The 21037-nt window shown below is 67.1% G+C and carries 19 protein-coding genes; 12 read left to right on the plus strand and 7 right to left on the minus strand.

The features are described from left to right. Positions 1 to 46 precede the first annotated feature (46 nt). From IP69_RS15150 to flgF, 5 genes are all read right to left on the minus strand, one after another. Positions 47 to 1351 carry a hypothetical protein gene (locus tag IP69_RS15150; protein WP_054143674.1) on the minus strand — a complete coding sequence of 435 codons (1305 nt, stop codon included), beginning with the start codon at positions 1349 to 1351 and terminating at the stop codon, positions 47 to 49. 578 nt (positions 1352 to 1929) lie between these two features. Beyond that, positions 1930 to 2706, minus strand: a complete 777-nt coding sequence (gene flgH, locus IP69_RS15155) for a flagellar basal body L-ring protein FlgH (RefSeq protein ID WP_054143675.1) — start codon at positions 2704 to 2706, stop codon at positions 1930 to 1932. Positions 2707 to 2729: 23 nt separating this feature from the next. Continuing rightward, positions 2730 to 3788, minus strand: a complete 1059-nt coding sequence (gene flgA / locus IP69_RS15160; protein ID WP_054143676.1) for a flagellar basal body P-ring formation chaperone FlgA — start codon at positions 3786 to 3788, stop codon at positions 2730 to 2732. 17 nt (positions 3789 to 3805) lie between these two features. Then, entirely contained in the window at positions 3806 to 4597 is a 792-nt protein-coding gene (flgG, locus tag IP69_RS15165) for a flagellar basal-body rod protein FlgG (RefSeq protein ID WP_054143677.1), read from the minus strand. 22 nt (positions 4598 to 4619) lie between these two features. Next, positions 4620 to 5363, minus strand: a complete 744-nt coding sequence (gene flgF / locus IP69_RS15170; RefSeq protein ID WP_054143678.1) for a flagellar basal-body rod protein FlgF — start codon at positions 5361 to 5363, stop codon at positions 4620 to 4622. 281 nt (positions 5364 to 5644) lie between these two features. Here flgF and fliL point away from each other — a divergent pair, with 281 nt between their 5' ends. The 5 genes from fliL to IP69_RS15195 all read left to right on the plus strand — a co-directional run bounded on the left by fliL (position 5645) and on the right by IP69_RS15195 (position 12256). Further along, on the plus strand, positions 5645 to 6166 hold the full coding sequence (fliL, locus tag IP69_RS15175) for a flagellar basal body-associated protein FliL (RefSeq protein ID WP_248306856.1): 522 nt from the start codon (positions 5645 to 5647) through the stop codon (positions 6164 to 6166). 78 nt (positions 6167 to 6244) lie between these two features. Further along, positions 6245 to 7372: a flagellar motor switch protein FliM gene (gene fliM / locus IP69_RS15180; RefSeq protein ID WP_082359364.1), complete on the plus strand. Its 1128-nt coding sequence runs from the start codon at positions 6245 to 6247 to the stop codon at positions 7370 to 7372. A gap of 16 nt (positions 7373 to 7388) precedes the next feature. Further along, entirely contained in the window at positions 7389 to 7856 is a 468-nt protein-coding gene (locus IP69_RS15185) for a DUF6468 domain-containing protein (RefSeq protein ID WP_054143681.1), read from the plus strand. Next, complete coding sequence (locus IP69_RS15190; RefSeq protein WP_054143682.1) at positions 7853 to 8689, plus strand: hypothetical protein; 837 nt, start codon at positions 7853 to 7855, stop codon at positions 8687 to 8689. The genes IP69_RS15185 and IP69_RS15190 overlap by 4 nt, the downstream gene beginning before the upstream one ends. Positions 8690 to 8797: 108 nt before the next feature. Continuing rightward, positions 8798 to 12256 carry a hypothetical protein gene (locus IP69_RS15195; RefSeq protein WP_054143683.1) on the plus strand — a complete coding sequence of 1153 codons (3459 nt, stop codon included), beginning with the start codon at positions 8798 to 8800 and terminating at the stop codon, positions 12254 to 12256. A 23-nt stretch (positions 12257 to 12279) separates the two neighbouring features. Here IP69_RS15195 and fliP read toward each other — a convergent pair whose 3' ends face one another. Then, a complete protein-coding gene (gene fliP, locus IP69_RS15200) occupies positions 12280 to 12996 on the minus strand; it encodes a flagellar type III secretion system pore protein FliP (RefSeq protein WP_248306857.1) in 717 nt (238 codons plus the stop codon). A 210-nt stretch (positions 12997 to 13206) separates the two neighbouring features. Continuing rightward, a complete protein-coding gene (locus tag IP69_RS15205; RefSeq protein ID WP_156323486.1) occupies positions 13207 to 14697 on the minus strand; it encodes a hypothetical protein in 1491 nt (496 codons plus the stop codon). 225 nt (positions 14698 to 14922) lie between these two features. Between IP69_RS15205 and flgB the strand changes: the two genes are divergently transcribed. From flgB to IP69_RS15240, 7 genes are all read left to right on the plus strand, one after another. Continuing rightward, on the plus strand, positions 14923 to 15324 hold the full coding sequence (flgB, locus tag IP69_RS15210; RefSeq protein WP_054143685.1) for a flagellar basal body rod protein FlgB: 402 nt from the start codon (positions 14923 to 14925) through the stop codon (positions 15322 to 15324). Positions 15325 to 15384: 60 nt separating this feature from the next. Next, positions 15385 to 15795: a flagellar basal body rod protein FlgC gene (gene flgC, locus IP69_RS15215; protein WP_054143686.1), complete on the plus strand. Its 411-nt coding sequence runs from the start codon at positions 15385 to 15387 to the stop codon at positions 15793 to 15795. Positions 15796 to 15809: 14 nt separating this feature from the next. Next, positions 15810 to 16133: a flagellar hook-basal body complex protein FliE gene (locus IP69_RS15220; protein WP_054143687.1), complete on the plus strand. Its 324-nt coding sequence runs from the start codon at positions 15810 to 15812 to the stop codon at positions 16131 to 16133. Positions 16134 to 16277: 144 nt separating this feature from the next. After that, positions 16278 to 16544: a flagellar biosynthesis protein FliQ gene (fliQ, locus tag IP69_RS15225; protein WP_054143753.1), complete on the plus strand. Its 267-nt coding sequence runs from the start codon at positions 16278 to 16280 to the stop codon at positions 16542 to 16544. A gap of 80 nt (positions 16545 to 16624) precedes the next feature. Then, entirely contained in the window at positions 16625 to 17383 is a 759-nt protein-coding gene (fliR, locus tag IP69_RS15230; RefSeq protein WP_054143754.1) for a flagellar biosynthetic protein FliR, read from the plus strand. A gap of 6 nt (positions 17384 to 17389) precedes the next feature. Continuing rightward, entirely contained in the window at positions 17390 to 18457 is a 1068-nt protein-coding gene (gene flhB, locus IP69_RS15235; RefSeq protein WP_054143688.1) for a flagellar biosynthesis protein FlhB, read from the plus strand. 17 nt (positions 18458 to 18474) lie between these two features. Next, positions 18475 to 21036 carry a cell cycle histidine kinase CckA gene (locus IP69_RS15240; protein WP_349236300.1) on the plus strand — a complete coding sequence of 854 codons (2562 nt, stop codon included), beginning with the start codon at positions 18475 to 18477 and terminating at the stop codon, positions 21034 to 21036. The last annotated feature ends 1 nt before the right edge of the window (position 21037 follow it).

Here is a 21037-nt window from a genome sequence, read left to right on the forward strand (position 1 = left end):
GGCAAAACGGAATCCCGAGCGGGACTCTTCCGTCGCCGTCAATCCACTAGGCCCTCAGCATCTCAACGACCACGTCGGCCAAACTATCCCAGATCGACATCAGGTGCTCAGGCGAAGGCGCGAAGTTGGTTGAATGAACGTACTTGTTCAACGTGTCGGCCGACACGAGCTTGTCGCCCTGCTTGAATTTCTTCAACACCTCAACCTGTTTAGGATCGATCTTTTTGGCTAGCTGAAGGTGCATGCCGGCTTTCTCCAACCGCGTCGCGAGCTTGTCGTTCTCGTGGACCGTGACCTTCGCTTGTGTGATGTAGTTCTCCAATGCGAGTTCGATGAGCACGCGCATGAGAACCGAGATCGCGTTGGGGTGGGTTCGCAGATCTAGGTGAAACTGTAGCTCTTCCCAGATGCGGTGGTGGCGCTGAAGCCGTCCCGGCCAGCTCAGATCGAAGTCTTTTTGCGGAATCAGCGTCGTTCGAATGGTCGGCGTCGGCTTTGCGCTCGGCTTCACCTTTGCGGTCTTCTCAGCCAGCTTTGCGGGCGCGGCTGTCGTCGTCGTGCCTGTTTTATCAGGAAGGACGCCCTCGCGCTCAAGCTGATCAAGATAGCTCTGCTTGCCGTCGATGTCCCAGATGTCCCCCAGTACAAGATCGCGTTCCGCCATGTCCTTCGCGATACGGGCCAGTGCGGCGAGCGACTTTGTCTCGTCATGCGTGAACTGGAAGCAGCCACCCTTCATGCTGATACCGACGCGATGCCGGAAAGGTTCAGCAGACAGAAGGCGGTTCAGCGTTGACCGTGGTATCTTGCGACGGGAGGGCAGCAAGTTTGCTTTTGCGAGCCGCTTTTCAATCTCGTCTGCAACACTCGGTCCGCCACCCTTGCCGGTACGCGTAACAAAGGTTGCCTTCATCCGGTCGTCCCAAGTGCTCTGGCCGACGCCGGACTGTGAGCCGGTGTGACGACGGAACAGTATCTCGTCAATTCGTTCGCGGTCGGTTTCGACCTGGCACTGGATTTCTTTCGGGAAGGTGCCCTTCCACAGCGCTTTCTGGTCCCGGAAAAATGCTTGTAGCTCAGTAGTCGGGGCCCGGCGCGGATCGTCCAGAAGCTTGAGACACGTCACGCGGCGGTTGCCGTCGAAGACGATAAACTTGGACTTGTCGGGAGAAACGAGGGGGTACTCGTAAATTTCGCCCTGCTCGACGATGTCCTTCGTCAGATTTCGCATGTGCGTTTCACGCTCGTTGAAGAGCCATGCCATCGCGGCCGTCTCGTTTTCGAGTTCGCCGTGACGATCATTCGCGCGGTTCACGACCAGCGCAATCAAAGCAAGTTTTCTTATAACCATTTGCTTCCCCTTACGGGCAGCCTATCAGTCAATGATGAAGCATCAAGCATTTCGGATAACGGCGTGCAAGTTTGCCACTCATCCCAACGCCATGGTCATTCGCGAGGAAACGGACGCACTTCTTAGCGCCCGAGCACATGCCGGTGCTTTGTCTGACATCAACCAAGCATCGGGAGCGTATAGGTAGGCTCTGAAGGTCGGCTTTCGTGTCCGCTGCCAGCGCACCCCTCCCCCCACACCAAAAAACCCCGCGTCGGGAGAACGCGGGGCTTCTGGTCGGGCCGCCTGCCCTGAAATGCCGGGGAGCGTGGCTGGCGGCCGGGTGGGTCGGCGGCTCGGGAGAGACCGCCTGCCGGCTGGCGCGGGGATGAGCGGGGAGCGTTCCGCGCCGGCCGGGATGGGGTGAGGATCGTGCGGGGCTTTGTCCTTCGTAGAGGGACTTTGGAAACGCGACGTCATCCTGGACAAGCCGCGGAGCGGCGCAGCTCCGGGATCCATCATAAGGCGATGTCGCGCCCTTCGATGGATCCCGGGACGACCTTCGGTCGCCCCAGGATGACGTCGCGTCGGTGTGAGGGTCAGAACGGCAGCAGGATGTCCATCACCTGCTGGCCATAGCGCGGCTGCTGGACGTCGGTGATCTGGCCGCGCCCGCCATAGGCGATGCGCGCCTGGGCGATCTTGGCGGATTCGATCGTGTTGTCGCTCTCGATGTCCTCGGGCCGGATCACGCCCGCGACGATCAATTCGCGCACCTCGAAATTCACCCGGATCTCCTGCTTGCCCTCGATCACGAGATTGCCGTTGGGCAAAGTCTGGGTGACGACGGCCGCTACATTGGTCGCCAGCGTCTCGGAGCGGTTGACCGAGCCCGCGCCCTCGCTGGAGGCCGACGAGTCGAGCTTCAGGAGCGAACCCGCGCTCGCGCCGTCGGGCAGGAACTTGTCGAGCTTGTTCTCGAAGCCGAAGGCGTTGTCGGCGCCGACATCCTCGCCATTCTTGCGGCTGCGCTTGGTCGTGTTGTTGAGCTGCGCCTTGTCGGTGACCTTGACCTTGACCGTGACGAGATCGCCCACGAGCCTGGCGCGCTGGTCCTTGAAGAAGGCGCGCGAGCCGGTGCGCCAGAGCGAATTGGGCGCGAAGGAGGCATGCTCCATCGTCGGCATCGGCATCTGCACCGGCTTGTAGCCCTTGGCGGCGGTCGGATCCTCGACCGGCGAGAGCGCCGGCGCGGCGCCGACATTGGCGAGCCGGTCGGCCGCGCCGCAGGCGCCGAGCGAGATGCCGATCAGCAGCACGGCGGAGAGCTTGCGAAGGGTGGTGACGGTTTTGGGGGTGACAGTTTTCGCGGTCATGGCGGTGCTTTCCGTGACGAATTTCAGGGCGCGGCGGCGACGCGGCCGGCCGAGCTGGGCTGAACCGAGATCCGGCCGGGCCCGCTGACCGTGCCCTGCAGCACGCGCTTGGATTGGGGATTGGTGACGGTGACGACATCGCCCATCGCGCCGGCCTCGCCGGCTTTCCCGCGCATGGTGATGGTCAGACCGCGCGATTCGTAGATGATGGTGACGAGATCGCCCTTGGCGACGATCTCCTCGCGCCGGACGTCGCTGCCCCGCAGCGGCAGCCCCGCCATCAGCGCGCGGGTCGCCACCTTGTCGACCGCGGCGCGCGGATCGGCGACGAGATCGGAGACCTGCCCGTCGCGCGGGCGGCGCTCGATGGTGACGTCGTCGCGGGTCAAGGTCTCGCCGCGCGCGATCGCGCGCCTGGGCACCACGACCTCGACCGTCTCGACGAGCTGGCCGCCGATGCGCACCGGCTTCAGCCGCAGCGCCATGCTGCCGGGCACGCCGATGCGCGCCTGCAGCCGCCGCGCCCTTGCGTCGTAGCTCAGATCGGTGACGGTGACCTCGCCGGTCAGTTCGGGCTCGACCGCGATCGCCGGCGCGCCGCCATCGATCGCCAGGGCAAAGGCGCGGGCATCGATGCCGTAGCGCTCCTGCAGCCCGATCTTGACCGCGGCCTCGATGTCGGAGGCCATGATGCGCCGCGCCGCCCGGCTGACGACGACCTGCGCCGCGCCATGATTCTCGATCTCGCCCGCCTCGCGGATGAAGCCGGCGGCGCGCGCCGCATCGACGATGCGCGCGAGCTGGATCGTGCCGGTCTCGCCCAAAGCCGGAGCCCGGAACGCGGCGGTGGCCGCCGCCTCGGCCGGCAGTCCGGCGATTAGATCGCCGAACGAGACGAGCTCGTGCGTCAGGGTGATCTCGGGTCGCAGCTGCAGCCGGCGCGCCTGCGGCGCCGAAGCGACCGGGCCAGCCGCCAGGGCTGCGACCGAGAGGCCCGGCGAAGCTGCCTGGGGTGCCGGCGCCGCCAGCGCTGCCGGAGCCAGCAGGACGATCAGGGCGAGGCCGAGGGACGTGCGGATCATGATGGGGAACCTCCGGCCTAGCCGCGGAACATCGCGGTCGTCGCCGACATCATCTGGTCGGCGGCGGTGATGACCTTGGAGTTCATCTCATAGGCGCGCTGCGCCGCGATCAGCGAGGACAGCTCGGTCACGGCCTGGACGTTGCCTTCTTCGAGATAGTTCTGCTGCAGCGTGCCGAAGCCCTCGCCGCCGCCGAACCCGTCGATCGGCTGCCCGGAGGCTGCGGTCTCGATGAACAGGTTGTCGCCGATCGATTCGAGGCCGACCTTGTTGACGAAGCGCACGAGCTGGATCTGGCCGAGCTGCTGCGGCGCGGTCTGGCCCGGCAGCATCACCTCGACGGTGCCCTGCGCATTGACACTGACGCTGGTGGCGTTGTTGGGGACCGTGATGCCGGGCTCGACCTGGTAGCCGTCGCGGGTGACGAGCTGCCCTTGCGAATCGAGATCGAACGAGCCGTCGCGCGAATAGGTGGTGCGGCCGTCGGGCATGCGGACGCGGAAGAAGCCCTCGCCCCGGATCGCCAGATCGTACTGCTTCTCGGTCGGCGTCAGGTTGCCCTGCGTCATCACGCGGCCGGTCGAGACCGTCTTGACGCCGGAGCCGACGAAGGTGCCGGCGGGCACCTGCGTGTTCTGGTCGGAGGTGGCCGAGCCGGCGCGCCGGAAGTTCTCGTAGAGAAGATCCTGGAAATGCACGCGCTGGCGCTTGTAGCCGGTGGTGCGCACGTTGGCGATGTTGTTGGAGATGACCTGGACGTTGAGTTCCTGGGCCATCATGCCGGTGGCGGCAGTCTGCAGGGCGCGCATGGGCTTGGCTCCTCAGGTCCGGTCAGGCTTGCTGGTCGGCAAGGCGGGAAATCGCCTTGCTGCGCAGCTCGTCCGTCTTCGACATCATGTTGGCGACGCTCTGATAGGAGCGCTGCACCTCCATCAGGCGTGTCATCTCGATCACCGCCTTGACGTTCGAGCCTTCGATCGCGCCGGGCTCGAGGCGCGCCTCGGGTCCCGCCGGCAGCGGCGCGGCGGTCGAGGCGAAGAGGTTGGTGCCCTCGCTGCTCAGCAGGCGCGCATCGGCAAAGCGCACCATCCTGATCTTGCCGCGCTGGCCCTGGTCGGTGGAGACCGTGCCGTCGGCGGCGATGCGCGCATTGCTCTCGGCGGCGCCGAAGGTGATCGGCCCGCCATCGCCCATCACCGGCTGGCCCGACTGGGTCACGAGCTGGCCCTGGGCGTTGATGTCGAGCGAGCCCGCCCGGGTGTAGCGGTCGCCGCCCGGCGTCTGCACGACGAGGAAGGCGTCACCGCGCAGCGCCACGTCGAGCGGATTGCCGGTGCGCTCGGTCGAGCCCTGCGACAGGTCGATCGGCGTGCCCTTGTCGATGACATAGGACAGCTTCCTGTCGGCCGGCTTGAAGCTGTCGGCGCTGGCACTGGGGCTCAGAAATTCGTTGAAACGCGCCGAGCGCGTCTTGAAACCATTGGTCCCGACATTCGCCATGTTGTTGGCGATGACATCCAGCTCACGCGCCAGAGCCATCTGACGCGACAGGCCGACGAGAAGAGCGTTCTCCACGGCGTGGTCTCCCGATTTGTTCCGCGGCCGCTTCGACGCTCCCCAGCGCAGCAGCCACGGGGAACAGTCCGCAAGCGCCATGCCAGGATGGTTAAGACGCCTAAGTATCTGTTCTATATTAGCAAACCCAGCCACTCGACCTTGCCGCAACCCGGCATGCAAGGCCTGGCGGGCAAGATCGACCCGGCAGAATTTGCCCTCCTTAACGACGCGTTAACCGTGACCAGCCAGGGTGCCTCAACGGCCCGCGCAGGCGCAGCGGATCGTCGTGATTGCGGGGCGTGCAGGCGATGGCGAAGAAGCCCAAGACCGACGAAGACGGCGCGGCGGAAGCCGCCCCAGCCGCAGGCGGCGGCAAGAAGAAGCTGATGATGATCATCGGCGGCGTGGTGCTGCTGGCGGCGCTCGGCGGCGGCGGCTGGTTCTTTTTCCTGAAGAAGCCCTCGGCCGAGCAGGTCGCCGCGCTCGAAGCCGCCAAGAACGCCAAGAAGCCGGTCAACTTCATCGAGATGAAGGACATGGTGATCGGCATCACCAGCGGCCCCCAGCAGGAGCGCCAGCCCATGATCAAGATCAAGGTCGTGCTCGAAACCGCCGACGCGAAGATCTCCGAGGAGATCAAGCCGCTGCTGCCGCGCGTCGAGGACGCCTTCCAGGTCTTCATGCGCGAATTGCGCACCTCCGATCTCGAGGGTTCGGCCGGCATGTACCGCCTCAAGGAAGAGCTTTTGCGCCGCGTCAACGTGACGGTCTTCCCGGCCAAGGTCGATGCGGTGCTGTTCAAGGAGTTGCTGGTTCAGTGAGCCACCCCTCACCCGATTGAGCCGGCCTTCGGATCATCCGACGCGACATCCAGACGTGACGAGAGCACTGACAACCCGATGAGCACCAGCGACCGCGACAATGCCGGCAAGCCGGCCAAGGACGAGCCGCTGAGCCCGGAAAGCATGGCGGCCGAATGGGCCACCATGCCCGACATCGTCGAGGACGAAGGCGAACCGGAGGGCGGCGTAGACCGCCTGATGAGCCAAGACGAAATCGACACGATGCTCGGTTTCTCGCTCGGCGACGACAAGGATGGCCGCAACGGCATCCAGGCCATCGTCGATTCCGGCTCGGTGTCCTACGAACGCCTGCCGATGCTCGAAATCATCTTCGAGCGTCTCGTCCGGCTGCTGTCGACCAGCCTGCGCAACTTCTTCACCGACAATGTCGAAGTCACGCTCGAGAGCATCCGCTCCGTGCGCTTCGGCGACTACATGAACTCGATCTCGCAGCCGGCGATGCTGTCGGTGTTCAGGGCCGAGGAATGGGACAATTTCGGCCTGGTCACGATCGAATCGGCGCTGATGTATTCGATCATGGACACGATGTTCGGCGGCAAGCGCGGCCAGCCGGCGCCCCGTGTCGACGGACGGCCCTTCACCTCGATCGAGATCAGGCTGATCCGGCGCGTCATCGGGCTGATCCTGGCCGACGCAGAAGCCGCCTTCAAGCCGCTCTCGCCGGTGAATTTCACCATCGACCGCATCGAATCGAATCCGCGCTTCGTCTCGATTTCGCGCCCGGCCAACGCCGCCATCCGCGTCGAACTCAAATTCGACATGGAAGGCCGTGGCGGCGCGCTCCACATTCTTTTGCCCTATGCGACGATCGAGCCGATCCGGGATCTGCTGCTCGAAAGCTTCATGGGTGAGAAGCTCGGGCGCGATCCGATCTGGGAGAACCATCTCGCGACCGAGGTCTGGCAGACTGAGGTGCCCGTGACCTGCGTGCTGCACGAGACGCAGATGCCGCTGAAGCGGATGATGAAGCTCGAGATCGGCGACACGCTGATGTTCGACGCGCGCCCCGATTCCTTCGTTTCGCTGCGCTGCGGGGATTTCATCGTCAGCGACGGCCGCATCGGCCGGGTCGACGACAAGATCGCGGTCCAGATCGTCAGCCCGCTGCGGCGTTCCAAGACGACGATCGCCGCCTTCGACACCAACCAGCACGGCCAACCCTGACGATAAGGCGCCCGCCATGACGATCACTCTCATCGCCGATGTGCTGGTTGCCAGCCTGCTCGTCGCCACCATCATCACCTGCTTCATCCTGACCAAGCGCATCGAGCGCATGAAGGCTGACGAGGCCGGCATGCGCCAGACGGTCGGGGCCCTGATCGCGGCGACCGACACCGCCGAACGCGCCATCGCCGGGTTGAAGCTCACATTGGGCGACTGCGACCGCACGCTGGCCGAACGTCTGCAGACGGCGGAGCGCTATGCGGCCGATCTTGCCGCCCAGATCGAGGCCGGCCAGGTCGTGATGGAGCGCATCGGCCAGATCGTCAGCGCAGCCGCGCTGGTGGCGCCCAAGACGGCTGCCGAGCAGCCCGTCAACGCGTCGGCAGCCGAACCAACCCCGATTTCGCGACTCGCGAATGCGGCCCAGTCGGCCGCCGCCATCCGGGCCCGCGCCGCCCGACGGCTCGAAGGGCATGCCGCGTGATCGAGCGGCCGCGCCTGCTTCCTGCCGTCATCCTCGGCGCCATGGCTCTCCTGGCGCTGAAGCTGCTGGCCTGGACGGCGGCGCCTTATCCCGGCACGATTCCGTCCCACGCGCCGATCTTCGCCTCTGAAGCGCCCAAGGCCGAAAAGCAGCCCTGGGCACTGGCCAAGATCGTCGCCCAGGCGCATGCGCCCGACCTGCCCTTCGATCCGGAGACCACGGGCTCGGTCGACAAACCCGATCCCAAGAACAATCCGGAGACGGCGGAAGCCGATGCCAAGGCCGATGCCGCCCGCGCCGCCAACCCCCTGAACAAGGCCAATATCCTGAACGGTGTGGCGGCGCCGGTCTCGCCCGCCGAACGCGCATTGCTGGAGCGGCTCGGCCAGCGGCGCGAGGAAATCGACGCGCGGATGCGCGAGCTCGAAATGCGCGAGCGCCTGCTCGACACCGCCGAGAAGAAGCTCGACAGCCGCGTCGGCGATCTGAAGGATCAGGAGACCAAGGCTGGCGGTGGGCCCGGGGCCAAGCCTGCCGGCGAGGAAACCAAGGCGATCAAGAACCTGGTCATCATGTATGAGGCGATGAAGCCCAAGGACGCCGCCCGGGTCTTCGATCGCCTCGGGCTCGATATCCTGGTGCCCGTCGTCCAGCAGATGAACCCGCGCAAGATGTCAGAAGTACTGGCCGCGATGGCGCCCGAACGGGCCGAGAAGCTCACCGTGGCGCTGGCGACGATGCCGCGCGGCCCCGCGACCGAGCGGGTCTCGCTCGATGCGGCCGCCCTCCCCGGGACCGAGCTCCCCGCGATCGCACCCGCCCCGCGCCGGTGAACAGCCGCCGCGGCCTTAACGTCGTATTATCCTTGACCCTCTAGCGTCTGACGACCGGAGCAGGTTTCTTCCCGCTTCGTCACCTTTGCGTTGCGTGAGTGTTCCGTTTTGCGTCTCCCGCGTTCCCTTGCCTTCGGCATCGGGCTTATCGCCCTGGCCACCGCCGCCGGTCTCGGCGCGCCGGCGCTCGCCGCCAATGCAAGCTTGCGCGGCGATGTGGTGCCGCCGGGATATGGGCGCCTGTCGCTGACCTTCGACGAACCGACACAGACACGCATCCGCGTCGCCAACGGCGTGCTGGTCGTGGCCTTCGGCACGAGCGTCAAGATCAACGTCGCCAAGATCGCCCGCGAACTGCCGGCTTACGTCTCGATCGCCCGTGTCGACCCCGACGGGCGCGGCATGCGCCTTGCCCTGGCGCAGCCCTATCGCGCCAACCTGATCGAGGTCGGCGAGCGGGTCTTCATCGATCTCCTGCCCGAGAACTGGCGCGGCCTGTTGCCGGGTCCGCCGCCCGAAGTCATCGCCGAGATGTCGGAGCGTCTGCGCGTCGCGGAGGCGCGCTCGCGCAACGCCGCCCGTCTGGAGCAGGAGCAGCGCAAGACGCTGGGCATGCGCGGCGCCAGCCTGCCGACTCTCGAACGGCTGATCTTCGACGTTCCGCCGCAAACCGCGTTGTTGCCGGTGCTGAAAGACGGTGCCCTCACGCTCACCTTCGACCAGCCCATGACCGTCGACCCCGCCGCGATCAGAACCGCCCTGCCCGAAGGTATCTCGCTGCGCTCGCATGAAACCGGGAAAGCGGCGACGACGCTGGTGCTGGGCCTGCCGCCGAAGTGGGAGATGCGCAGCTTCCGTGACGAGGACGGCCTCCTTCTCGACCTGCTGAAGCCTGTCGCTCCCCCGGCTGCGACCCTGGCGGCCCCCGCAGGCCCACTGCCCGCCGCCGCCCTCGCGCACCCGGCGGTCGTGCAGGGAGCCCTCGACAATGCGCCGGCCGCTGCGCCGGCGAGCGCATCCGCGCTCCAGCCCCCCGCTCCTACACCGGCCGTCATCGCTCCCCCCGTGGTCGATCCCGCCCCGCAGGCGGTGAAGATCGCGGCGGTCGGGACGCGCCTTGACTTCCGCTTCCCGCGCGCGACCGGCGCCGCCGCCTTCGTCGAGGGCGGCGTTGCGACGCTGGCCTTCGACACACGCGACACCATCGACCCCGCCGCGCTCCAGGGGCTCCTGCCGCAGATCATCGAGGAGGCGACGGTCTCCCGCGAGAGCAGGATCGTCCTGGTGCGGTTGCGCCTTGCGGGTCAGCCGCTGACGCGGCTTTTCGACGACGGCACGACCTGGTCGCTCGGCTTCGGCGAGCAGGGCGGCAAAGCGGCCGAACCGGTGTCGCCCGCCCGCGCCATGGACGAGCAGGGCCAGACAATCGTCACTGTACCCTTGCGCGGCATGACCGGGATTCACTGGCTCGAAGTCGGCCCCTTGGGCCCGCCAATCGCCGTCGCCACCGCCACGGGACCGGTTCGGGTCACCGCCAAACCGTATCGCTTCGTCGAATTCAGCCTGGTACCGACCCTGCACGGACTGGCCGTCGCACCCCGTTCCGACGACGTCGTCGTGCGCGCGGGCACCGATCAGGTCCGCATCGGCCGCGCCGGCGGACTCACCGTCTCGCTCGACGTCGCAGCGCCGGAGAAGGATGGCGACAGCAAGGCGGCCGAGCTGCGCGCGCCCCTGCTCGACCCCGAACCCTGGGGCGATCTCGTTATTGGCGCCGTGCGCGACCAGGAGCGCGTGCTGCAGCGCGAGATCGCCGGCGCCTCACGGTCTCGCAAATCCGAGACCCGTCTCGCCCTGGCGCGCTTCTACGCTGCAAATGGGCTGATGAGCGAAGCCAAGGGCCCGCTGACGGCGCTGATGGCGGATGACCCGGCGATGCGCGGCAACCGCGAGGCTCTCTTCCTGAAGGGCCTGATCGCCGCGCAGATGCACCGTCACCAGGAGGCTGCCGCCGCCTTCGAGGCGGCGCCGATCAAGGACGACCCCGACACGGTCCTGTGGCGTGCTCTCGTTGATCAGCGCCGCGGCCGCGCCACGCAGGCGATGGTTGGGTTTCGTCGCACCGAGGCCGTCCTCGATCGCTACCCGGCGGAACTGCAGGCGGAGATTCGCGTCGCCAAGGCCCGCGCGGCGCTGGCGACGCAGGACATCGCGGTCGCCGAACGCGAGATCGATGCACTTGGCCAACTGCCGGCCGGAACGGCCGATCATGAAACCCTCGATCTGCTGCGGGCCATGATCGACGACGTCGCTGGCCGGCCAGACAACGCCCTGGCCGGCTATAAGCCGCTGTTCGAGGCCAAGAGCCGCCCGGTGGCGGCGGAAGCGCAGCTGCGCGCGGTCAAGCTGGTCCAGGCCGAGAAGCGCGCCGACATCGGCCCCGAGGAGGCTCTCGCCAGGCTCGAGACGGTCTCGATCATCTGGCGCGGCGGCGAACTGGAAATCGAGGCGCTGAGCGAACTCGGCCGTCTCTATGCCGATGCGCAGCGCTGGCGCGACGCCTTCATGGTTGCGCGTCGGGCGTCCGAAAGCTTCCCCGAGCATCAGCTGACACGCCGCATGCAGGACGAGACGGCGCAGCGCTTCGCCGATCTCTTCAGCGGCGACAGCCTCGACCAGCTGCCGCGCCTTGAGGCACTGGCGCTGTTCTACGATTTCAAGGAGTTCCTTCCCATCGGCCGGCGCGGCGACGAGATCACGCGTCTTCTCGCCGACCGCCTGATCGGCCTTGATCTGCTCGATCAGGCGAGCGACATCCTGCGCCATCAGATCGAGCGACGCCTGACCGGAGCAGCGCGGTCCACCGTCGCGGCGCGGCTGGCGATGGTCAACCTGATGAACGCCAAGCCGGCGGAGGCCTTGCGCGCGCTGAACACGACGCGCCTCGTCGAGCTGCCCGGTGACGTCAAGCGCGCCCGCCTGCTGCTCGAAGCCAAGGCGCTGTCGGATCTGTCGCGCACGGATCAGGCGATGGACCTGCTCGAATCCGAGCGCGGCCCCGAGATCGACCGCTTGCGTGCCGACATCTTCTGGACCGGACGCCGCTGGCGCGAGGCCGGCGAGGCGCATGAGCGCATCCTCGACGAAGCCTGGCGCGGCGAGAAGCCGCTGAGCGACGGCCAGCGCGCCGACGTCATGCGCGCCGCCATCTCCTATGTCATGTCCGACGAGGCGCTCTCGCTCGACCGGCTGCGCAGCAAATTCGCCGGCAAGATGGCGCAGAGCAGCGATGCGCGCACCTTCGCCTTCGTCACCGGAGCCAACCGGACCAAATCGGCCGATATCCGCGAGATGGCCCGCGCTGCCGCCGCTGCCGGCGCCGATACGCTGTCTGATTTCATGCAGGCCTATCGCGAGCGCTACCCGGCCATTTCCGCCGCCGCGCGCCAGAACAAGCCGGACGCGCCCGCCCTGCCGCCCTCCACCGAGCCGCCGGCAGCACCCACGCCGACCCCGGCCGGCGCCGAGGCCGATGCGGCACCGCCAGCCCCGCCCGGGCGCAGCTGACACTCAGGCGCGCGCGCCCTGCGTCAGACGCCGTAGCTCTTGACCAGAGATCCGGCCACCAATCCCCAGCCATCGACCAGCACGAAGAAGATCAGCTTGAACGGCAGTGCCACCGTCACCGGCGGCAGCATCATCATGCCCACCGACATCAGGATCGACGCCACGACGAGATCGATGATCAGGAACGGCACGAACAAGAGGAAGCCGATCTCGAAAGCACGCCGCAGCTCGGAGATCATGAAGGCGGGCACCAGAATATGGATCTGGACCTCCTGCGGCGTCGCGGGCGGCGGCTCGCGCGACATCTCGATGAACAGCGCCAGATCCTTCTCCCGCACATGCCGCAGCATGAACGTCTTGAACGGCACGACGCCGCGGTTATAGGCCTCGGCCGGCTGGATTTGACCCGCCACCAGCGGCACGATCGCGCTCGAATAGGCTTCGCGCAGCGTCGGCGCCATCACGAAGCCGGTCAGGAAGATCGCCAGCCCGATGATCACCGCATTGGGGGGCGCTGTCTGCGTGCCGAGCGCCGAACGCAGCAGCGACAGCACCACGGCAATGCGCGTGAACGACGTCACCATGATCAGGATCGACGGCGCCAGCGACAGGACCGTGATGACGGCGATGAGCTGAAGCGCGCGCTCGGCCACGCCACCGCCCTGCCCGAGATCGAGCGACAGCGTCTGCGCCAGTGCCGGTGCATGAGGGACGCCGACCAGCCCCGCAGCCAGCACCAGCCAGGCCCAGACCGGGCGCCGGCTGCGCACGGGGCGCCGTCTCGCAGATGTGCAGATCAGGGTCACGCACGCGCCGGGTTTGCCCCCGACTCACTTGGTCGGGCCGCGCGAGGCTAAGGCCGGGTTTGGCCAGGCCGCAACCGGCCGGGCGGCGTCAAAGCGCCGCGAAGCCACAAATCCTGTTGATCGCGGCCTGCACGGCCGTGAAGCTCACGGCCGCGGCTTGGGATCGCGTCCCAGCAGACGCGCAAATTCCGCCTCGATCGCATCGACCGAAAACGGGTCGATGGGCTTGGGCGCACTTTCGGCTTCGTGCTCCGGCTGGGTTGCTGGATCAGGCTCGGACGCGGGCGGGGGCGCAGGCGACGCATCCGCCACAGGCTCGAACTCCTGGAACGGCTCGCCGGACGCCCCGTCATCATCCGCAGGTGCATCCGCAGGCGTCGGCGCCGTCAGGGCTGCCTCATCGCCGATCCGCCGGATGTCCCCTCCATCCGACAGGGGCACGGGCGGCTCCGCCACTGGCGCCGCCGCCGGCTTGAATACGGCAGGCGCTGCAGCGGCCTCGGCCTCGCGCATCACCACCGGTTCAACATCCGCCGGCCGATGGGACACCACAGGCAGCGGCGCGGGCGCCGGCGGCTTGGGGCTGGTGCGCTCGGGCTTCAGGCCCAGCGCCAGTTCCAACTCGGCCTCGACATCGAGCGGCACGATCCGCGCGGCCGGCGGCGAAGCGGGAATGGGCGGCGGAGACATGAGCGGCGGAGACATGGGCGGCGCAGACACGGGCGGCGCAGACATGGTCGATGCCGCGACCGGATCCAACCGTGTGGGGGGAGCCACCGGCGGGGCGGGCAGGTCCAGCTTGACCGCAGATTCGGTCTCGACCGGAAGATTGGCCTGCGCCTGGGAGGGTCGAACCGCCGAGAACGGTCGCTTCAGAGCCTCGTCGAGCTGGCGCGCCATATCGTCGAGTTCGCCTGCGCTGGCGGTCGGTGCCGGCGCGTGGTCGCGCGTGAAATTCGGGGTCGGCATCGACGATGCCGGGGCGGCCGGCGCGGGCTGCGCCCTGGACGAGGCCGCGAGCACGGCGCTGCCCCCTGCCGCCGCTGCGACGGCAGCTTCTGCCTGCGTCAGCGTCTGCATGGGGCGCGGGGCCGAGCGCACCGGCGGCGGCGGGGCCTCGCCTGCCATCGGGACTTGTGCAACCGGGGCCGGCGGCGCGCGGCGCATGTCCTCGGCATTATCCTGACGTGAAGGCTCCTGACGCGAAGACTCCTGGCGCAGCGGCTCTTGGCGGGGCGGCTCCTGGCGAGGCGCATCCTGCGGCACCAGCGTGTCGAACGGCAGCGGGCGGTCGGGCAGCCCGATGTCGGGCGAAGCCTGCATCGGCGTCCGCGCCCCGCTGCGCAAGATATTGGTCTCGATGACGACGTCGGAGGCACCACCGATCATCACCAGATGCTCGACATTGTCGCGCCGGATCAGGATGAGCTGACGCTGGCGGTCGAGATCGTGGATGTCGACGACGCCGAGCCGGGGCTGCCGCGTGCGGCCCCCGCCCTGCCCCTTCAGCCGCAGCCGGCCATCCTTGATCTGCCGCGCAAACAGCCCCAGCAGCACGAGCAGCACCAGGATGACGCCAAAAGCGATGACCCACTTCTGCGCGGTGGGAAGATCGAAGCCAAACAAGCTCTGCAAGGTCTGCCTCATATGCGACGGCTGGCCGGGCCCCGGCTGCCTTTAAGTTCAGCTGACGTTGAACACGCTGGCTATAGCATGACGCCCGCGCTTTCAGGAAACATGGTGAATGCGTGGTTAACCGGATCCCCGGAACCGCGGGGTTTTAACCGATCGTTAACCACGAGGCCGGCAATATTTACCCAGTGGACCGGCGCGACCGCCGGCTTCGGGAGGGCCACCGTCATGGCGAACAATGCCCTGGGCACAGGCGGAAACCTGATGCTGGCGCTGAAGACCCGCATGCACTGGCACCAGTCGCGCCAGAAGGTGCTGGCCGAGAACGTCGCCAATGCCGACAGCCCGGGCTTTCGCCCGATGGAGGTCAAGGCGCCTGCGATCGGGACCGGACAGGCCAGCGTCGGGCTCGCCCTGACGAGCGCCGGGCACATGGATCTGAGCACCCGCGCGGGCGGCTTCGACGACAAGCGGGCCCAGCGGTTCGAAACCACGCCGAGCGGCAACGCGGTCAATCTCGAGGACGAAATGAGCAAGGTCGCGCAGAACCAGTCCGATTATCAGCTTGCCGCCTCGCTCTACAGCAAGGGCCTTGGCCTGATGAAGATCGCCATCGGCAAAGGCCGCTAACAGACCGGGCCGCTAACAGACCGGGCCGTTGACGCTTCGCACAGGTAAGGAACGGGCAGGATGGATCTTCTCAAGAGCATCGCGGTGGCGACGTCGGGGCTGCGCAGCCAGTCCGGCCGCATGCGCGTCATCGCCGAGAACATGGCCAACGCCGATTCGGGCCCCGAGCGCCCCGGCGCCGACCCCTATCGGCGCAAGATCCCGACCTTTCAGCGTCGGTTCGACCGCGAACTGGAGGCGCAGGTCGTCGACATGGGCCGCGTCCAGCGCGACCAGAGCGCCTTCCGCGTGAAGTTCGAGCCGGGCAATCCGACGGCCGACGCCGCCGGCAATGTCCGCATGCCCAACGTCAATTCGCTGATCGAGACGATCGACATGCGCGAGGCCCAGCGCAGCTATGAAGCCAACCTCAACCTGATCTCGTCGACGCGCCGGATGATCCAGCGCACCATCGACATCCTGCGCGCCTGAAGGACAAGCTCATCATGGCCACGCCAAGCTTCGCCGCCGGCGCCTATGCTTCGATCCAGGGGATGGGCGCGGGCAATCTGCTCCGCAAGCCCCTCACCCCGACGGGGACGCAGACCGGCGCCACCGACTTCTCGGCCCTGGTCGGCAAGGCGCTCGAGGCTACTGCGGATGCCGGCCGCAAGGCCGATACGCAGACCGCCTCCGTCGCCGTCGGCCGTGCCGACGTCGTCGATGTCGTCACCGCGGTGGCCGAGAGCGAGGCCGCCATCGAGACGCTGGTCGCCGTGCGCGACCGCGTGATCGCGGCCTATGAAGAAATCATGCGGATGCCGGTCTGAGATCGAGACGAGCCCTCATCCTGAGGAGCCGCGAAGCGGCGCGTCGAAGAATGCGCCAGCGCCCTCTGGATCACCTTCAAGACGCGCCAGACAGCGCTCTTCAGGATGAGGGCTGAGGAATCCTCAGCCAAAAAGGATATCGACATGACCTCCGGAGCCATCCTCGACGTCGCGCGCGACGGCATCATGGTCTTTCTCAAAGCAGGCGGGCCCTTGATGATGATCGCCCTCATCGTCGGCCTCGTCGTCTCGCTGATCCAGGCGCTGACGCAGATCCAGGAACAGACGCTGGTCTATGTGCCGAAGATTCTCGCGGTCTTCGCCGGGCTGATGCTGTTTCTGCCGTTCATGGGCGACGCCCTGGCAGGCTATATGGGACGGGTCGCCGTCCGAATCGCCACGGGCGAATGAGCCTGCCGCTGCCGCGCCTGGCCTTCATCGGAGGCGCGCCCACGCGGCGTTCCGATGGGCGACGAGGTGACGACGGCACGATGCAGATCGCGATCCTGCCCGAGATCAGCGCCGTCTTCGTGCTCGTCTTCGCGCGCGTCGGCACGCTCGTCATGCTGATGCCGGGCATCGGCGAGCGCTTCGTCTTCTCGCGGGCCCGGCTGTCGCTGGCCTTCTTCATCGCCCTGATGATGGTGCCGATGGCGCGCCCGCTTCTGACCCTGCCGACCGACCTTTCGGCCGTGGTCGGCCTGCTGCTCGGCGAGATCCTGATCGGCCTGGTGATCGGCATTTGCGCCCGCTTCGTCATGGCCGCGCTGCAGACGGCCGGCACGCTCGTCGCGCAGACCATGGGGCTGGGCTATGCCATGACGGTCGATCCGACCGGCGGCCAGCAGAACCCTTCGATCGGCAACCTGCTCACCCTGCTGGGCATCACCCTGATTTTGACCAGCGACCTGCATCATGTCGCGATCGTCGCGATCCATGAGAGCTACCGCCTGCTGCCGCCGGGCGGCATTCCCGAGATCGGCGATGTGATGATGCTGGCCGTGCGGGCCGCCTCCCAGGGGTTCTCGCTGGCGGTGCAGATCTCGGCGCCCTTCATCGTCTTCGGCCTGTTGTTCAATCTGGGGCTCGGCGTGCTGGCGCGGATGATGCCGCAGCTGCAGGTCTTCTTCCTCGCCGTTCCGGCCTCGATCCTCGGCGGCATGTTCGTGCTGCTGGCCGTCGTCGGCGTGATGATGAGCGTGTTCCTCAACGATCTCGGCGCCTTCCTGCGCCAGTTTGCCGGGAACTGAGGCGCCATGTCGGAGGACGCCGAAAAGGAAGACAGGACAGAGGAGCCGACCCAGCGAAAACTGGATCAGGCGACCGAGAAAGGCGATATTCCCAGATCGCAGGAGATCGGCACCTTCTTCGTGCTCTGCGGCTTCACCATGGCGCTGCTCGTCGGTGCCGGCTGGTCGGCCCGCGACGCCGCCTTGTCGCTGCGTGCCTTCCTGATGAACGCCCATCAGGTGCCCTCCGACGGGGCGGCCTTCGCCAATGTCGCGCAGCAGGGCGTGATGGCGGGGTTTGCCGCGCTCGGCTTGCCCTTCGCCTTCATCCTCGTCGCCGCATTGATGGGCGCGCTGATCCAGCACAAGCCGCTCTGGACCTTCGATCCGATGATGCCGAAGTTCAGCCGCATCTCGCCCATGGCCGGCGCCAAGCGGATGTTCGGCAAGGAGGCCTGGGTCAATTTCGCCAAGGGGCTGGCCAAGACCGGTCTGGTCGGCGCCGTGCTCTGGATCACGCTCTGGAACGAGCACGACCGGCTCGAGGGCTTCGCCCAGATGAATGTCTCGGCCTTGCTGCCGGCGACGCTGGTGCTGGCGATCAAGCTGATGGCGAGCGCGCTGGCGCTGTTTTCCGTGATCGCGCTCGGCGATTTCGGCTGGCAGCGCTACTCCTGGTACCAGCGCCAGAAAATGACCAAGCAGGAGCTCAAGGACGAGCACAAGAACTCGGAAGGCAACCCCGAGATCAAGGCCAAGCTCCGGCAGATCCGCATGGAACGCGCCCGCCGGCGCATGATGACAGCCGTGCCCAAGGCAACCGTGATCATCACCAACCCGACCCATTACGCGGTCGCGCTGCAATACGAGCCCGGGATGGCAGCGCCGCTGTGCCTCGCCAAGGGCGTCGATGCGATGGCGCTGAAAATCCGCGAGGTCGCAGGCGAGCACAAGGTCCCGATCGTCGAAAACGTGCCCTTGGCGCGCGCGCTGCACGCCAGCGTCGAGATCGACGAAGAAATTCCTGTCGAACACTATCAGGCCGTGGCGGAAGTGATCGGATACGTCTTGCGCATGAAGCGTCGGCACGCCTAACTCGCTGATATTCACGCATGCGTCGCCCCTTGCGACGGCGCCACGGCAACCGGACGGATCTCACCGCAATGGGCGGCACCACGACTGCGATCGATCGCTCCGACAAGCCCGGGCATATCGGCGTCATCCTGCTCGTCGCGGGGCTGCTCGTCGGTGCCGCGGTGGCGCTTGGCTTCATCGCCCATGAATGGGCCCAGCCACTGATTCTCGGCCTGCTCGCGCTGCTCTCGGTCGTCGGCGTCTTCGGCCTCTTCGCCTTTGCCGTCGGGCTGATCCAGTTCTCCGGCCGCGCCGCCCGCAACGACCTGACCAAGGCGATCGTCGATCGTGCCGACGAGGGCATTGTCGTCACCGAGGGCGAGACCTCGATCGTCTACGCCAACGAGGCCTATATCGCTTTGGCCGGCGCGCGCGGCGCCAGCGATCTGCGCCCGGTCGGCAGCCTCTTCACCGGCCGGGCCGAGGTCTCCGAGGCGATCTACCGCCTCGCCACCGCCGCGCGCGAGAACCGCAAGCTCTCCGAGGAGATCCGGCTTGAACCCGCGCTTGCCGGCCGTGGTGCCGTCGGCTGGTACCGCATCCGGGTCTCCCCCGTTCGCCGCGACGGCAAACCGGCCGCGCTCTGGGCCGTGTCGGACATCACGCCCGAGCGCGAGCGCCAGGAAAACGCTTTCCAGGAGCTGCAGCACGCGATCGACTATCTCGACCATGCGCCCGCCGGCTTCGTCTCGATCGATGCCGATGGCGAGGTGTCCTATCTCAACGCCACGCTCTCGGGCTGGCTCGATTTCGATCTGGCCCGCTTCGGCTCGGGCGGCTTGCATCTCGACGATATCGCGACGCCCGGCGCCGCAGCCCTGGTCCAGGCCATCCGCGGCCATCCCGGCGATGTCCGCATCGAGGTTCTCGACGTCGATCTGAAGCGCCGCAACGGTGCCCCCGTGCCGGTGCGGCTGCACCACCAGGTCGCCTTCGGCAGCGATGGCCGCGCCGGCCCATCGCGCACGCTGGTGCTGAACCGGGCGCCCGGCGAAGCCGGCACCGACCGCGGCAGCGAGGCGGAGATCCGCTTTGCCCGCTTCTTCCACTCGACCCCGATGGCGATCGCCACCGTCGACCGCAACGGCGCCATCCTGCGCTCGAACGCCGCCTTCGCCCGCCTGACCCACACCGGCCAGCAACTCGGCCCCCAGCCGGCCACGATTCATGATCTCGTCGTGCCCGGCGGCGGGCTCGACCGGGCGCTGACCGACGTCATGGAAGGCCGCCGCGAGGTCGCCCCGCTCGATCTGACGCTGGCCGCCGACGAAGCCCGTTCGGCCAGGCTCTATCTCGCGCCCGTAGCCGCGACCGAGGATGGCGACGGCGAGCGCGCCATCGTCTATGCGCTGGAGACCACCGCCGAGCGCAAGCTCAAGGACAATATCGACCAGGCCCAGAAGATGCAGGCGGTCGGCACGCTGGCCGGTGGCATCGCCCACGACTTCAACAATGTGCTGCAGGTCATCATCAACGCCTCGGAGTTCCTGCTGGCGAGCCATCGCCCGACCGACCCGTCCTTCCCCGACATCATGCAGATCAAGCAGAACGCCTACCGAGCGGCTGCGCTGGTGCGGCAGCTGCTCGCCTTCTCGCGCCGCCAGACGCTGCGGCCGCAGGTGCTGGAACTCGGCGACGTGCTGTCGGATCTTTCGCTGATGCTCAAGCGCGTCGTCGCCGACAAGGTCACGCTCGACGTCCGCCAGGGCCGCGACCTCTGGCCGGTCAAGGCCGATCTCGGCCAGCTCGAACAGGTCATCGTCAACCTCGCGGTCAATGCCCGCGACGCGATGGGCGATGGCGGCAAGCTCACGGTGCGCACCCGCAATGTCGAGCGCGCCGACTGCGCCAGCTTCGCCCACGCCGCCTTGCCGACCGACGACTATGTCCTGCTCGAGGTCGAGGATTCAGGCACCGGCATCGCGCCCGAGCATCTCGACAAGATCTTCGAGCCGTTCTTCACCACCAAGGAGGTCGGCAAGGGCACGGGCCTGGGCCTCTCCATGGTCTATGGCATCGTCAAGCAGACCGGCGGCTTCGTCTTCTGCGATTCGGTCGTCGGCCGCGGCACGATCTTCCGCATCTTCCTGCCGCGCCATGTCCCCAGCGAAGAGGAGATCGCAGCCGAAGCCGCGATCAAGGAGGCGCCCAAGAAGATCGCCGCCGACCACACCGGCGCCGGCGTCATCCTGCTCGTCGAGGACGAGGACGCCGTGCGCGCGCTCAACGCCCGCATGCTGGTTTCGCGCGGCTACACCGTCCATGAGGCGGCCTCGGGCGTCGAGGCGTTGGAGATCTTCCTGCAGCATGACGGCCAGATCGACCTCGTCGTCTCCGACGTGGTGATGCCCGAGATGGACGGCCCGACGCTGCTGGGCGAACTGCGCCAGCGCAACCCCGCCACCAAGGTCGTCTTCGTCTCCGGCTATGCCGAGGAAGCCTTCCGCAAGAACCTGCCCGAGGGCGAGGACTTCCAGTTCCTGCCAAAGCCGTTCACGATGAAGCAGCTCGTCGAGACGGTGAAGGCGGCGATGGGGTGAT

The sequence above is a fragment of the Allobosea sp. AAP35 genome (genome assembly GCF_001295925.1).
Taxonomy (GTDB): Bacteria; Pseudomonadota; Alphaproteobacteria; order Rhizobiales; family Beijerinckiaceae; genus Allobosea.

Excerpts from the sequence above, each read along its gene's own strand:
- IP69_RS15150 (WP_054143674.1), bottom strand. The coding sequence starts at position 1,351 with ATGGTTATAAGAAAACTTGCTTTGATTGCGCTGGTCGTGAACCGCGCG.
- flgH (WP_054143675.1), bottom strand. The coding sequence starts at position 2,706 with ATGACCGCGAAAACTGTCACCCCCAAAACCGTCACCACCCTTCGCAAG.
- flgA (WP_054143676.1), bottom strand. The coding sequence starts at position 3,788 with ATGATCCGCACGTCCCTCGGCCTCGCCCTGATCGTCCTGCTGGCTCCG.
- flgG (WP_054143677.1), bottom strand. The coding sequence starts at position 4,597 with ATGCGCGCCCTGCAGACTGCCGCCACCGGCATGATGGCCCAGGAACTC.
- fliM (WP_082359364.1), top strand. The coding sequence starts at position 6,245 with ATGAGCACCAGCGACCGCGACAATGCCGGCAAGCCGGCCAAGGACGAG.
- IP69_RS15185 (WP_054143681.1), top strand. The coding sequence starts at position 7,389 with ATGACGATCACTCTCATCGCCGATGTGCTGGTTGCCAGCCTGCTCGTC.
- flgB (WP_054143685.1), top strand. The coding sequence starts at position 14,923 with ATGGCGAACAATGCCCTGGGCACAGGCGGAAACCTGATGCTGGCGCTG.
- flgC (WP_054143686.1), top strand. The coding sequence starts at position 15,385 with ATGGATCTTCTCAAGAGCATCGCGGTGGCGACGTCGGGGCTGCGCAGC.
- IP69_RS15220 (WP_054143687.1), top strand. The coding sequence starts at position 15,810 with ATGGCCACGCCAAGCTTCGCCGCCGGCGCCTATGCTTCGATCCAGGGG.
- fliQ (WP_054143753.1), top strand. The coding sequence starts at position 16,278 with ATGACCTCCGGAGCCATCCTCGACGTCGCGCGCGACGGCATCATGGTC.
- fliR (WP_054143754.1), top strand. The coding sequence starts at position 16,625 with ATGCAGATCGCGATCCTGCCCGAGATCAGCGCCGTCTTCGTGCTCGTC.
- flhB (WP_054143688.1), top strand. The coding sequence starts at position 17,390 with ATGTCGGAGGACGCCGAAAAGGAAGACAGGACAGAGGAGCCGACCCAG.
- IP69_RS15240 (WP_349236300.1), top strand. The coding sequence starts at position 18,475 with ATGCGTCGCCCCTTGCGACGGCGCCACGGCAACCGGACGGATCTCACC.